Origin of the sequence: Pedobacter ghigonis (genome assembly GCF_903166585.1) — a bacterium.
In the GTDB taxonomy this organism is placed as follows: Bacteria; Bacteroidota; Bacteroidia; order Sphingobacteriales; family Sphingobacteriaceae; genus Pedobacter; species Pedobacter ghigonis.
On the sequence record NZ_CAESCM010000022.1, the window covers coordinates 43,120 to 58,294 of the forward strand.

Here is a 15,175-nt window from a genome sequence, read left to right on the forward strand (position 1 = left end):
GAAATACTTTTTCGGCTAAATTCTAACCTTTGATTATGAATAAGTTGATTCCCGTTTTTAGCTGCTTTGCCTTCCTGCTCTTTTTTAGTGGAACAAACCCTCAATTCCCGCTGCCAGTAAAGGCACCTAATATTTTGCTAATCATGGCCGATGATATGGGCTTTGCAGATATTGGATGTTACGGCAGTGAGGTGGCTACACCTAATTTAGACCGGCTTGCTGCCAATGGTATCCGTTTCAGGCAGTTTTACAATAATGCCCGGTGTTGTCCCACTCGGGCATCTTTGCTTACGGGTGTTTATCCGCATCAGGCAGGCATCGGGCACATGTCTAACGATCCGGAAGATAGTACCAGCTTCAATTACAACCTGCCGGGCTATCAGGGCAGTTTAAACAATAAATGTGTAACCATTGCGGAGGTGCTGAAAACAAAAGGTTATCAAACTTTAATGAGTGGTAAATGGCATGTAGGTTATCATGGCGAACAGAAATGGCCCATGCAAAGAGGGTTCGACAAATATTATGGCTTATTAGCCGGTGCAACCAACTATTTTAATCCTGCTGGCGGCCGCGGATTAATGTTGATGAATGAAAAAATACAACCCGAAGGTGAGCATTTTTACCTTACTGATGCCATTACAGATTATGCCGTTAAATTTCTGGACGAAAATAAAAAGGAAAGTAAGGCACCTTTCTTTATGTACCTGGCTTACACCAGTCCGCATTGGCCTTTAAACGCGTTAGCAGACGATGTAAAGAAATACCGTGGTCAATACAAAAAGGGATGGAAAGTACTTCGTAAGGCCCGCTACGAAAGGATGAAAGCATTAGGTGTAATCGATCAAAGTGCTGGCCTTAGCGACGCTGATGGTGCAAATTGGGACGAATTATCGCCGGCTAAACAAGACGAAATGGATCACCGTATGGCACTTTATGCCGCTCAGATCGATCGGATGGACCAGAACATTGGCCGGGTAATTAAACAACTTGAAGCTTCGGGCGAACTGGATAATACGCTTATCTTTTTCCTGTCTGATAACGGAGCCTGTGCTGAAGGCGGCTTACTTGGTGGCGGTTTGCCGCAAAATCTGGGTACAAAATTAGGTTATTTGCTCAGTTACGGTCAATCATGGGCCAATGTATCCAATACACCTTTTAAAAAATTCAAGCACTGGGTTAACGAAGGTGGAATCAGCACCCCATTGATTATACACTGGCCTAAGGGCATACCTCAGGCCCGTTTGGGTAAATTTACAGATCAGTACGGCTTTTTGCCCGATATTATGGCTACGATTGTTGAGGTAAGCAAAGCAAAATACCCTGCCAGGTATAAAGGTAATATCATTACACCTTTACAGGGAAAAAGCTTGTTGCCGTTGATTTATGGAAAAGAAACTCCCGTTCATACAGGGCCTGTTTTTTGGGAACACGAAGGCAATGCCGCTGTAAGGTTGGGTAACCTGAAACTTGTAAGTGAGTACCACACAGGTAAGCCAACCCAATGGGAGTTGTATGATATCAGTAAAGACCGCTCAGAACTGAAAAATCTGGCCGCTGCTATGCCGCAAAAAGTTGCAGAACTCACTGAAGCTTATCAAAACTGGGCCAAATACGCCGGGGTTGTTCCATACAACGAAATTATTAAAATCAGGGAGGGGAAGAAGAAGGCTCCGAAGGAGGGAATTTAATGATAAAGCCTATTTATAAGTAACTGGTGTATGGATTAACATACAGCTTAAAACGGCGACAGACACCGGGCTTTTTGGGAAAATATGTATATTCGTTTCCTGTCAAGTATATCCAGGTACTGATTTTTCTATGTTCCCAATTCATAAAACTACTGTTTGCACCATATTTTGCTTATGGCTGAGTATCAGTGTTTGCTTTTCACAAACACCTGCCTTTACCATTAAATATTTAGGGGTAGAAAACGGATTGTCGAATAATGTTGTAAACTCTTTATACCTTGATGGTTTTGGTTTTATGTGGATGGGCACCTATGACGGCCTAAACCGTTATGATGGCTACCATTTTAAGGTATTCAGAAATGGCTGGGGCGATGAAAATTCGCTGGTTAATAACCACATTACCGTACTTAACGGCGACCAGAAAAATCGTGTTTGGGTGGGTACGCAAAAAGGGATCTCCTATTACGACTATGCCGACTCAAAATTTCATCAGTTATTTTATCAGGATCGGGGCAAAAGAAATGAGGTAGGTTTCTCTATTAATGCCATTGCGGTAAGTAAGGCCACCGCTGTTTATGTGGCTACTGATGAAAAAGGACTTTTTTTACTTAAAAAGGATAGCCCTCTGGCAGAACAAATCCCCTTTGGTAAGAACTTGAACTATACCGTAAAAGCTTTATATGTTGATGATAAAGAAACCCTGTGGCTTTTTATTAAAGATGTTGGTTTATGCCGGTACGATGCAGGGAAAAATACCATCCGCTTAGTTACCCCAGTATTACGCTCAGTAACCAGCATTACCGCGGGCACTAATCAAACTTTGTGGGTGGGAACAGAACGAGGTCTTTTTCAATTTAATCCTATCAGCAATGGTTTAACACGGTTTAGCCAGCATTTGCCCAACGAGAATATTATGGGATTGGTGCTAGATAAACAGCAGAAGCTCTGGATATCGACAGATGGGGGAGGAATAGCGATTTACGATACACGGAGCCAGAAAATAAGCTACCTGGCAGCCGGAAAAGAAAAAGATGTATTGAGCAGTAATTCGGTTGCACAGGTTTACGAAGACCACGAATCGAGAAAATGGATAGCTACACTGCGTGGCGGGGTAAATATTATCGACCAGGAAAACGAACAGTTTAAAACCATAAAACACGATCCCTTAAAAAGCAATTCGCTCATTAACAATTTCGTACTTTCTTTTAGTGAAGATGAAAATAAGAACATTTGGATTGGGACCGATGGGGGGGGGTTAAGCGTTTGGAACCAAAAACAGAATACCTTTACCAATTATGCTAAAACTGCCGATCCGGGATCGTTAATCAGTAATTTTGTAACCAGTATTTTAAACGATGCCAGCCACAATACCTGGGTAGCCACTTTTAGCGGCGGAATTGATCGCTATGACCGAGCAAAAGGGAAATTCATTCACTACAACTGTTACAATACCGTTAAGGGTGTAGATGAGGTTAACCTTTGGAAATTGTACCAGGATAAACAGCAAAATCTGTGGGCTGGTACTACCAAGGGCGGGGCATTGTATCGTTACAATAAAGCGCTCGATAAATTTGACCTTTTCGATAACCGTCTTAAAGACATTCATACGCTTTTTCAGGATTCGAAGGGAAGGCTCTGGGGGGGCAACTATGCCGAGCTGATTAAGATCGATCCGGTAAATAAAAAACACGAGTACTTTAAGGTTAATTTCGCTATAAGGGCCATTCACGAAGATGCCAGCCACCGGCTGTGGGTTGGTACCGAAGGAGGTGGATTGTTGCTTTTCGATCCGGAGAGCAAAAAAATAAAGCGCTATATCCAAAGCGATGGCCTTCCCGGTAATTCGGTCTTAAATATACTTGAAGATAAGCAAGGCAATTTATGGTGCAGTACCTATAATGGTTTATCTAAATTTGATGTTAAAAACAACAGCTTTAAAAACTATTATGCTACCGATGGGCTGCAAAGCAATCAATTTAACTATAACGCGGCCTTAAAATTATCGAACGGAAACCTTTTGTTTGGTGGTATTGGTGGTTTCAATTTATTTTCGCCCGATAGCATTAAAAAGAACAAACGGATCCCGAAAATTGTGCTTACCGATTTCAGGATCAATAATGTGCCGCTCGATCAGGATTCCAATTACCGGGATGTTTCGGTAGTTAATCTCGAGCGTATTTCCATCCCTTTCAACTCGGCCGTAATTTCGGTTGATTATGCTGCGGTAGAGTTTTCTTTTCAGGATCAGATTTCGTACGCGTATTACCTGGAGGGCTGGGACAGAGACTGGAATTACGTAAATAAATTGAGTACAGCCTATTATTCGCGGTTAAACGAAGGTAAATACAAGCTGCATATCAAAAGCACCGATACAGAAGGTGCCTGGAGCAACAACGAAAAAGTTGTAATCATTACCATTTTGCCACCCTGGTACCGTACCTGGTGGGCGTACACCATTTATTTAGTTATTGGTTCGTCTTTATTTTACCTGTTCCAAACTTACCGTAACCGCCAAAGAAGGCTAAAACACGAGGTAGAAATTACCAACCTGAAAATGGAGCGTGAAAAAGACCTCAACGAAAAGAAACTTAACTTCTTTACCAATATTTCGCACGAGCTTAGAACACCTTTAACCTTGATTGTTAACCCAATTAAGGATATTCTGCATAAAAAAGAAGCCGGACAGGAAAAGAACGACCTCAATGTGGTTTACCGCAATTCGCGACGTTTGCTGAGTTTGGTAGATCAGTTGTTGCTTTTCAGGAAAACCGAGAGTGAAAATGATATCCTTAAAATCGTTAGGATTAACCTGTTTAAGTTTACCAACGAAATTTTTCTCTGCTTTAATTACCTGGCCAAGAACAACCACATCAATTATATTTTTGAGTGCGAAGAGGAAGAGCAGGATATTTACGCCGATAAAGATAAACTTGAAATCGTGTTGTTTAACCTGCTTTCTAATGCTTTGAAATTTACCCCTAAGGGCGGTTACGTGAAATTTAGTGTTAAAACCGATGGCGCACGTGTGCAAATTGAGGTGCGCGATAGCGGTCCGGGTATTCCTGCTGATGTAGGCGAAAAGCTTTTTGATAAGTTTTACAAGGTAATGTCTAACGAATCGTTAAAAATGGGCTTTGGTATCGGACTTTATTTAGCTAAAAACTTTGTAGAGCTGCACAAAGGTAAAATCTCTTTCAGTGCAAATCCGGGCATGGGGACAACCTTTTTAGTCGATATTCCAGTGGGTGAACCCCATTTGCCGCAACATAGCAGTGCTTTGCAGAATGAGCTTACCTATGTAAACGAACTGATTGCACAAGAGGAAGAAATAGAAAACAACGAAGCCGAAAATGTGGGTAACCTCGAATTATTGATTTCCGACCTGCATTCTATCCTCATTATAGACGATAATCCCGAGATTATAGATTATATCAAACATATTTTTCAGGATAGCTTTAAAGTGTACAAGGCCGAAAATGGTACCGATGGATTGCGTTTGTGCAAAGAATACCTGCCCGATATTGTGATTTCGGATGTAAACATGGATGGACTTAATGGTATTGAGCTTTGCAAGGCCATAAAAGATGATTCGGCATTGAGCCACATCCCGGTAATCTTGTTAACCGGCGATCCAAGCCCTGAAATTAAGCTGAAGGGTATAGAGGTTGGAGCTTATGATTTTATCAGTAAACCTTTTGATAAGGAGTTGTTTACGGCAAAAATTAACGGTATCATTAAGAACCACACCAATTTGCAATCGTATTTTTATAACGAGATCACCCTGAAATCAGATACCCACAAAGTATCGCAGGAGGATAAAGGCTTTTTACAGAAATGCATTACCATTATTGAAGAAAATTTAATGGAAGACAGTTTCAATGTAAAAACACTGGCTTCTGATTTGGGGATGAGTCATTCTAACCTCTACAAAAAGATTAAAACTACTTCGGGGCAAAGTATCAATGGCTTTATTCGCTTTATCCGTTTACGTAAGGCAGCAGAGTTGCTTATTAATACCAATTTGAATATTAACGAAGCCGCATTCAGGGTGGGCATAAACGATAGCAAATACTTTAGAGAACAGTTTCAGAAACTCTTTAAATTAACTCCTTCGGAGTTTATTAAAAAGCACCGCAAAAGTTTTCACAAATATTATAATATCAATGCTACCACATAAAAGTTACGCTAATTTGAGGTTTAAAGGGTGTTTTTCTTAAAACGCCCCCTTCAAAGTATGATTTAGCCCCCTGTTTATAGCGTAAAAAAAGCGGTACTTCGGCATTACCAAATAAAACTGAGCAGCCTAAATTCTGATATGTACCAAGCGCCTTTTAAAAGTATAATTTTTACCTGTTTTTGCTTCCTTGTAAGTTTTACCTGTTTTGCACAAGAAACACAATTGAGCACCATTGCTGCTAATGGCTGGGCCAATAATTCGGTCAATACGGTTATTTTTCGCAAAAACGCACTCGTTACTTTTAAAAATACGCAGTATGCATCTTATTACGATCACGAACAATATGTAGTACTTGCCAGCCGTAAATCAGGTGCCCAAAAATGGGAAGTACAGAGAACGGTTTACAAAGGAGATGCTACCGATGCCCATAAATCCATTAGTATTATGGTTGATGGGGATGGTTTCCTGCACCTGGCCTGGGGGCAGCACAACAACAATTTAAACTATGCCAAATCTGTAGCAGCAGGTTCGTTAGCTATGGGTGATAAAATGCCTATGGTTTCGGCAAAAGAGAATAAGGTGAGTTATCCTGAATTTTATAAGCTTGCCAATGGCGACCTGTTGTTTTTTTACCGCGATGGGGGCTCGGGCAATGGAAACCTGATGATTAACCGCTACAGTTTGAAGACTCAAAAATGGACACGTGTACAAGATGGAATGATTGATGGCGAAGGGCAGCGTAATGCCTACTGGCAGGTTGCGGTAGACAAGGCTGGTACCATCCATTTATCGTGGGTGTGGCGCGAAAGTCCGGATGTGGCCAGTAACCACGATTTAGCTTACGCCAAATCTACCGATGGCGGCCTTACCTGGTTCAAATCTACCCATGAAAAATATACTCTCCCCATTACGGCCACCAATGCAGAATATGCACTTAAAATTCCGCAGAAAAGTGAGCTGATTAACCAGACCTCGATGTTTGCAGATGCACAGGGAAAAGTGTTTATTGCCGGTTACTGGCGCGAAGCGAATGAAAGCATTCCACAATACCATCTCGTTTTTAAAACAGCAGGAAACTGGCAGGTGAGCAACCTCAACTTCCGGAAAACGCCCTTTAGTTTAAGTGGGGGCGGAACCAAAAAGATTCCCATTTCGCGACCACAGATTATCGTTTGGCCTAATGGTAAAAATTATGCAGCAGGTTTATTGTTTAGAGATGCAGAACGTGGAAATAAAGCTTCAATTGCCTTAAACAACAATTTGGGCGCAGGCAACTGGACAATTAAAGACCTCACCGAAACCAGTGTGGGCGATTGGGAACCCACTTACGATACGGAGCTTTGGAAAAGCAAAGGCACTTTGAGCCTGTTTTTACAGCAGGTAACCCAGGTTGATGGCGAGGGCCGTGCCAACCAGGCACCAACCGCCGTACAGGTATTAGATTGGAAACCCAAAAACAAATAGCGAATTCAACACATATATGATACATCCCCTCTTAAAATATCTTTCCCTGGCCGGTATAGCGCTGTTGGTTTCGGCCAATGGGGTACATGCACAAGCTAAAAATGGTGCTGCCACAGCGGCCGGAAACAGCGCCTATCTGTTTACTTATTTCACAGGCAATTCAAAAGCAGAAGAAGCCATTCGTTTTGCCATTAGCAGCGATGGCTATCATTACAGGGCTTTGAACCATAACAATCCTGTAATTTCTTCCGAGAAAATCAGCAGCACAGGTGGCGTGCGCGATCCGCATATTTTGCGCGGGGCCGATAACAAAACCTTTTATATGGTGGCTACCGATATGGTTTCGGCGAAAGGATGGAATTCCAACCGGGCGATGGTGCTGTTAAAATCAACTGATCTGATCCACTGGACTTTCAGTATTGTGAATATTCAGCAACGTTTTCCCAACAACGAAAACCTGTTGCGCGTATGGGCACCACAAACCATTTACGATACCAAAGCGAAAAAATACATGGTATACTGGTCGATGAAGCATGGTAACGACCCGGATAAAATTTATTATGCCTATGCCAATGCAGCTTTTACGGATTTGGAAACCGAGCCTAAACAGCTTTTTTTCAGTCCAACAAATGGCTCTTGCATTGATGGTGACATTATTTACGATAAAGGCAAGTACAATCTTTTCTTTAAAACCGAAGGAAATGGTAATGGTATTAAAAAGGCAGTTTCCGATCAGTTAACCGAAGGTTATAAGCTTCAGGATAACTATTTACAGCAAACTACCGATGCGGTTGAGGGTGCCGGAGTGTTTAAACTCAATCAGGGCGATGCATATATTTTGATGTATGATGTGTATATGAAAGGCCGCTATCAGTTTACCAAAAGTACTGATCTGGAGCATTTTAAGGTGGTTGATCAGGATATCAGCATGGACTTTCATCCCCGCCATGGTACGGTTTTGCCCATTACACAATCAGAAGCCAATCGCCTGCTAACGCAATGGTACAATGCTTCGGCCGTATTACAGCATGCCGGAAACAAAGCTGTTAAACAAAATAACATCGTGGTTGATTCGGTTGCCAAAACCGTTTATTTACCTGTTCAGCCAGGTACTGGTTTAAAGGCTTTCAATCCACAGTTTTCAAATGCTTTTGGGGTTACAATTTCGCCTGCGGGTAGTCCTGATTTTAGCAAAGGGGCTGTGAAATACACGGTTAAAGTAGGAAATAAGGCTCCTGAAACCTATGCGGTTAGTGTATCAGCAGATCACAACCCGGTTTTGAACGGGTATTATGCCGATCCGGAAATCATCTATTCCAATAAAAACAAAAAATACTATTTATACCCTACCAGTGATGGTTTTACCGGCTGGAGTGGCACTTATTTTAAAACTTTTTCATCAGCCGATTTAGTGAACTGGAAAGATGAAGGAGTGATACTCGATCTGGAAAAAGATGTTTCATGGGCCAAAAAGAATGCCTGGGCACCCACCATTACCGAGAAAAAGATAAATGGAAGCTATAAATACTTCTATTATTTTACGGCGGCACAAAAAATAGGGGTAGCGGTAGCCGATGATCCCGCCGGACCATTTAAAGACAGTGGAAAGGCTTTAATTTCGAAAAGACCTGCAGGTACACGTGGCGGACAAGAGATTGATCCTGATGTTTTTACCGACCCAAAGACCGGAAAAAGTTATTTGTTTTGGGGTAACGGCCACATGGCTGTAGCACCACTAAACGACGATATGGTTTCTGTAGATACCACTTCCATCAGGGTAATTACGCCAAACAGCAGTTTTCGAGAAGGAACCGAGATATTTTACCGCAAGGGGAAATATTATTTTCTGTGGTCGGAAGATGATACCCGAAGCGAAAATTACCGTGTGCGTTACGGCTATGCCGATTCTTTAACAGGCAAAATGATTATCCCAACCGATAACCTGATCCTATCCAAAAGGCCCGAAAAAGGAATTTACGGCACCGGGCACAACAGCGTAATCAAGGTGCCGGGTAAAGATGAGTGGTACATGGTTTACCACCGTTTTAACAGGCCAAAAGGAATTACCATGGGCGATGCCGCCGGTTACAACCGCGAGGTTTGCATCGATAAAATGGAATTCAATACCGACGGAACAATTAAAGCCGTAGAACCAACTTTAAAAGGAATAAAACCAGTAAAATAATGAACCCGTTTAAATTATACAGATCAATTTTTGTTGCCCTTTGCCTCGTCTTATTTTCGATAAGTGCTTATGCACAAACCAAAGCAGATGTGCTGGCTAAAATTAACCTCGCCAACCAGTACTGGCAAACCAACAATAAACCACAGGTACGCGCTTTTTGGGATCATGCAGCCTACCATACCGGCAACATGGAACTTTATGCACTTACTCAGGATAATAATTATTTGAAATATTCGGAAGATTGGGCAGAATACAACCAATGGATGGGCGCAAAATCGACTGATAAAACCAAATGGAAATATAAGTACGGCGAAACAGATGAATATGTGCTTTTTGGCGATTGGCAGATTTGTTTCCAAACCTACATTGATTTGTACCACATTAAACCCGAAGCCCATAAAGTAGCCCGTGCCAAAGAAGTAATGGACTACGAAATGAGCACGCCCAATAACGACTACTGGTGGTGGGCCGACGGACTTTACATGGTTATGCCGGTAATGACCAAGTTATACAAGCTTACGGGCAACAAGCAATATTCGGATAAGCTTTACGAGTATTTTATGTACGCCAACAACATTATGTACGATAAAGAGGAGAAACTCTACTACCGCGATGCCAAATATGTTTATCCGCAACATAAAAGTGTAAACGGTAAAAAAGATTTCTGGGCCAGGGGCGATGGGTGGGTGTTTGCCGGTTTGGCCAAGGTGTTGAAAGACCTGCCTGCTAACGATCCGCACCGTGCCGAATATCTAACGAAATACACAAACATGGCCAAAGCCATTATCAAAAGCCAGCAGGCTGACGGTTATTGGACCCGCAGTATTCTCGATGCAAGCCATGCACCGGGGCCTGAAACCAGTGGAACCGCATTTTTTACCTATGGTTTGCTTTGGGGAATTAACAATGGATATTTAAAAGAGAAGACCTATATGCCGGCTGTGAAAAAAGGCTGGGATTATCTTACTAAAACAGCTTTACAACAAGACGGCAAGCTGGGCTATGTACAGCCCATTGGCGAAAAGGCCATTCCGGGGCAGGTAGTGGGTGTCAATTCTACAGCCAACTTTGGAGTAGGGGCATTTTTATTGGCCGGTTGCGAAATGTACCGTTATTTATCAAACCACAAATAAGTTTTATTAGCAATGAAATTCAGAAATATAGCATTAACCTTTACATTTCTTATCGTACTTGCTGCCCCGGTTATGGCACAAAAGAAAGCCAAAAATACGAAAGCCGAAGTATTAACCGATAGGCAGTTCTGGTTGCAGCAAATGGACAAAATGGTGCGTCCGGTGCTGTACAATCTGGCTAAAGATAGCCTGCGTATTGCCATGCCTAAAGTTACATCGGTACACATTGACAACAAAGAGCATCGCATTAAAGTACAATACGTAGAGGTTTTAGGTCGAGCTTTGAGTGGTATTGCTCCCTGGTTACAATTGGAAGGAGGTTCGGCTGCAGAAGTGGCTCTCCGTAAACAATACCGCGAATGGGCTATCCAGGGTTTAAAAAACGCTTTAGATTCGAACGCTAAAGATTTCATGAATTTCGATATTGGCGGCCAGCAACTGGTTGATGCTTCTTATGTAGCTTTTGCACTGGTACGTGCGCCATGGTTATGGGAAAACTTGGATAAGAAAAACCAGGAGCTAATGATGAAATCCATCGTCACTACCAGACGTTTTAAACCTGTTTTTTCTAACTGGTTGCTGTTTTCGGCTATGAACGAAGCCTTTTTAGCTAAATTTGGCTACAGTTGGGATCCCATGCGTGTAGATTATGCCCTGCAACAAATGGAGCAATGGTACACCGGCGATGGCATGTACACAGATGGTACCTCTTTTGCCTTCGATTATTACAACAGCTATGTAATTCATCCATATTTAGCCGCTCTGGTTGATATTATTGGTGCAAAAACGAATGCTTACAAAGAAATGTTCGAAAAAATTAAAAAGCGCAACGAACGTTACGCCATTATTCAGGAGCGTTTAATTAATGCAGATGGTACTTATCCTGCTACCGGGCGCTCTATCGTTTACCGTGGTGCAGCATTTCACCATTTGGCCGATATGGCCTGGAGAAAGGTATTGCCTAAACAATTAAGTCCGGCGCAGGTACGTTGCGCTTTAACCGCGGTAATCAAAAAAACTTTAGAAAGTCCTACAACCTATAAAAATGGCTGGTTAACCATTGGTCTTTATGGCGATCAGCCTAACCTGGGCGATTTTTACAACAACCAGGGGAGCCCTTATATCGCATCCAATATCTTTTTGCCCCTGGGATTGCCCGAAACCGACCCGTTTTGGTCGGGACCTGCCGTCAAATGGAGTGCGCAAAAAATATGGAGTGGCGAGGACTTCGAAAACGACCATAGCGCAAGTTTAAAATAAGTGAATAAATTATTTGGTAGATACCTATTGAAGTCAAACAGATGTTAAGTAAATTACCGTCTTTATAACGTTAAAAAAAATATTGGTGAAAATTATGAGTAAGAAAATCAATTTTATAGCCGGATTTATGGCTTTCGGCTTAATGCTGAACAGTTATGTTTGGGCACAGCAAACCAACACTTCCTTTACTCCGGGTAAAATCTGGAAAGACGATAAAGGCGTGCACATTAACGCACACGGTGGCGGTATTGTAGAACATAAAGGTGTTTATTACTGGTTTGGAGAACATAAAATTGAAGGAGAAAAAGGGAATACCGCGCAGGTAGGTGTGCACTGTTATTCTTCAAAAGATTTATACAACTGGAAAGACGAAGGTATTGCGCTACCGGTTTCCGACGATTTAACCAGTGATATTGCCAAAGGTTGTATTTTGGAGAGACCAAAAGTAGTGTACAATAAGAAAACCAAAAAGTTTGTGATGTGGTTTCACCTCGAGCTTTTGGGTAAAGGTTACGCAGCGGCCAGATCAGGAGTAGCTGTGGCCGATCGTCCTACAGGTCCATATACTTTTATCAAAAGCTATCGCCCAAATCCGGGCAAGATGCCTTTCTATGCCGAAGGAACTGCAGATAAAGATAAGGTAAACTGCGAAACACCTGCCAATAAAAGCGATGGTTTTTTCTGCAGGGATTTACCAGGTGGACAAATGGCCCGCGATATGACTGTTTTTGTAGATGATGATGGAAAAGCTTATCACATCTTCTCATCTGAAGAAAACTTTACGCTGCATTTAGCCGAATTAACCCCCGATTATTTAGGCCATACCGGCAAGTTTATCCGTATTTACGTAGGTCAGCAAACCGAAGCGCCTGCTTTGTTTAAGAAAAATGGCGTGTACTACATGGTTGGGTCGGGCTGTACCGGCTGGGCACCAAACCCGGCAAGGTGGTTTAAAGCCAGTTCAATCTGGGGGCCGTGGACCTACATGGGTAATCCATGCCAGGGCGAGGGTGCTAAACTTACCTATGGAGGTCAAAGCACACATGTGTTGCCTGTACCGGGTAAAAAAGGCGAATTCATATTTATGGCCGATAAATGGGAACCTAAAAATGCGATAGATGGCCGTTATTTATGGTTACCAATTCGATTTGAAAACGATAAAATCACAATAAACTGGCTCGATCAGTGGGATTTGAGCGTGTTTAAAAAGTAGCAAAAAACCGATTTTTTAATATAGAATCCAGATGATGAATTGCGCGAAAATGCGCAAAAGGGGATTTTTATGCCCAAAAAATCCGATTACTTAAAAACAAAATGTACAAGATGAAAAAGAAATTACTATGGCTGGTGGCGATATGTTTTTCCCTCTCTGCTTCGGCGCAGCAGGCAAAACATACCTTTAAACTAGGCGAATCAGACTTTTTGCTGGATGGAAAACCCTTTCAGATTATATCAGGCGAACTCCATTATCCCCGCGTACCCAAAGAAGCCTGGCGCGAACGGATGAAAATGGCTAAAGCCATGGGCTTAAATACCATCGGAACCTATGTATTCTGGAACCTGCACGAGCCGCAGAAAGATAAATTCGATTTTAGCGGTAACAACAACATCGCCGAATTTGTAAAAATTGCGCAGCAGGAGGGACTTTGGGTAATTTTAAGGCCAAGCCCTTACGTATGTGCCGAATGGGAATTTGGCGGCTATCCATACTGGTTGCAGAACGAAAAAGGCCTGGTGGTAAGAAGTACCGAAAAACAATACCTGGAAGAGTATCGGAAATATATCCAGCAAGTAGGAAAGCAGTTGGCTCCATTGCAGATTAACCATGGAGGTAATATCATTATGGTTCAGGTAGAAAACGAATACGGTTCGTACGCAGCCGATAAAAATTACCTGGATATCAACCGTAAAATGTTTATAGATGCTGGGTTTGATGGTCTGCTCTACACCTGCGATCCTGCACCAGATGTAAAAGACGGACATTTAGCTGGTTTATTGCCTGCAGTAAACGGTATCGACAATCCCGAAAAAATTAGAAAGCTGGTAAATGAAAACCACGATGGAAAAGGGCCTTATTTTATTGCAGAATGGTATCCGGCATGGTTCGATTGGTGGGGAACAGCACACCACACGGTACCGGCAGCACAATATACCAAAAAGCTCGATTCGGTTTTGGCGGCAGGCATATCCATTAACATGTACATGTTTCATGGTGGCACCACACGTGACTTCATGAACGGAGCCAATTATAAAGACATTTCGCCTTACGAACCTCAAACCAGCAGCTACGATTACGATGCTCCTTTAAACGAAGCAGGAAACGCTACGGAGAAGTTTATGCAGTTTAGAAGCGTAATCGAGAAACATTTGCCAAAAGGCCAGACTTTACCCGCAGTGCCAGCAGCAAAACCCGCTATGGCCATTGCACCATTTAAATTAAGCGGAACAGTAGCTTTATTTGATGCCTTACCAGCTGCGGTTAAAAATGTTAATCCCTTAACTTTCGAAGACCTGAAACAAGATTACGGTTATGTGCTTTATCGTACTACCATTCAGGGTGGACGCAAAGGAGCACTGGAGATGAAACAATTACGCGATTATGCCATTGTGTTTGTTAACCAGAAAAGGGCAGGGGTTTTAGATCGACGGTTAAACCAAAATACCCTGGAAATCAGCCTTCCTGCAGGAGAAGTACAACTCGATATTTTTGTAGAAAACATGGGACGTGTAAACTTTGGCAAGTACCTGTTAGAAAACAAAAAAGGAATTACCGAACAAGTAAATTTTGCAGGTGCCGAAGTTAAAAACTGGTCGATGTATGGTTTTCCTTTTAGTAGCATCAATAATTTCGCGGCTAAAGCCACTGCTACCGGGAAGAGTGGTAATGGGCCAACAGTACAAAAAGGATCCTTTACCATTAATACTGTTGCCGATACTTATCTGGATATGACCGATTGGGGAAAAGGTGTGGTTTGGATAAACGGACATAACCTGGGCAAGTACTGGGCAATTGGTCCGCAACAAACATTGTACGTACCCAAAGAATGGTTAAAGAAAGGTAAGAATGAGGTAGCCGTTTTAGAATTGCTTAAAACCGATCAGCAAATTTTAAAAACGATAGACCAGCCGATCTTAAACACGCTTAAAAAATTAAACGTTGATTAAACGTTTAAAAAATCGTAAAATAGGGGTTAAAGGCCAAAATTTAACAAAAAGTAACAATTTAACCCCTATTTATTACCGTATTACCCCTCACTCCGGCGCGGTT

General features: G+C 42.2%; 8 protein-coding genes. All 8 read left to right on the forward strand.

The window, feature by feature from the left end:
• The first annotated feature begins 35 nt into the window (after window positions 1-35).
• The 8 genes from HWV58_RS22825 to HWV58_RS22860 all read left to right on the forward strand — a co-directional run bounded on the left by HWV58_RS22825 (window position 36) and on the right by HWV58_RS22860 (window position 15,072).
• Window positions 36-1,688, forward strand: coding sequence for an arylsulfatase (locus HWV58_RS22825; protein ID WP_175636320.1), 1,653 nt, complete (start codon window positions 36-38; stop codon window positions 1,686-1,688).
• 130 nt (window positions 1,689-1,818) lie between these two features.
• Complete coding sequence (locus tag HWV58_RS22830; protein ID WP_175636321.1) at window positions 1,819-5,865, forward strand: two-component regulator propeller domain-containing protein; 4,047 nt, start codon at window positions 1,819-1,821, stop codon at window positions 5,863-5,865.
• A gap of 222 nt (window positions 5,866-6,087) precedes the next feature.
• A complete protein-coding gene (locus tag HWV58_RS22835; RefSeq protein WP_235972804.1) occupies window positions 6,088-7,329 on the forward strand; it encodes a BNR repeat-containing protein in 1,242 nt (413 codons plus the stop codon).
• 16 nt (window positions 7,330-7,345) lie between these two features.
• On the forward strand, window positions 7,346-9,514 hold the full coding sequence (locus tag HWV58_RS22840) for a family 43 glycosylhydrolase (protein WP_175636323.1): 2,169 nt from the start codon (window positions 7,346-7,348) through the stop codon (window positions 9,512-9,514).
• On the forward strand, window positions 9,514-10,647 hold the full coding sequence (locus tag HWV58_RS22845) for a glycoside hydrolase family 88/105 protein (protein WP_175636324.1): 1,134 nt from the start codon (window positions 9,514-9,516) through the stop codon (window positions 10,645-10,647). The genes HWV58_RS22840 and HWV58_RS22845 overlap by 1 nt, the downstream gene beginning before the upstream one ends.
• A 12-nt stretch (window positions 10,648-10,659) precedes the next feature.
• Window positions 10,660-11,907, forward strand: a complete 1,248-nt coding sequence (locus HWV58_RS22850) for a DUF2264 domain-containing protein (protein ID WP_175636325.1) — start codon at window positions 10,660-10,662, stop codon at window positions 11,905-11,907.
• Between the two features lie 94 nt (window positions 11,908-12,001).
• Complete coding sequence (locus tag HWV58_RS22855) at window positions 12,002-13,120, forward strand: glycoside hydrolase family 43 protein (RefSeq protein WP_175636326.1); 1,119 nt, start codon at window positions 12,002-12,004, stop codon at window positions 13,118-13,120.
• A 110-nt stretch (window positions 13,121-13,230) separates the two neighbouring features.
• Window positions 13,231-15,072, forward strand: coding sequence for a glycoside hydrolase family 35 protein (locus tag HWV58_RS22860; RefSeq protein ID WP_175636327.1), 1,842 nt, complete (start codon window positions 13,231-13,233; stop codon window positions 15,070-15,072).
• Window positions 15,073-15,175 lie beyond the last annotated feature (103 nt).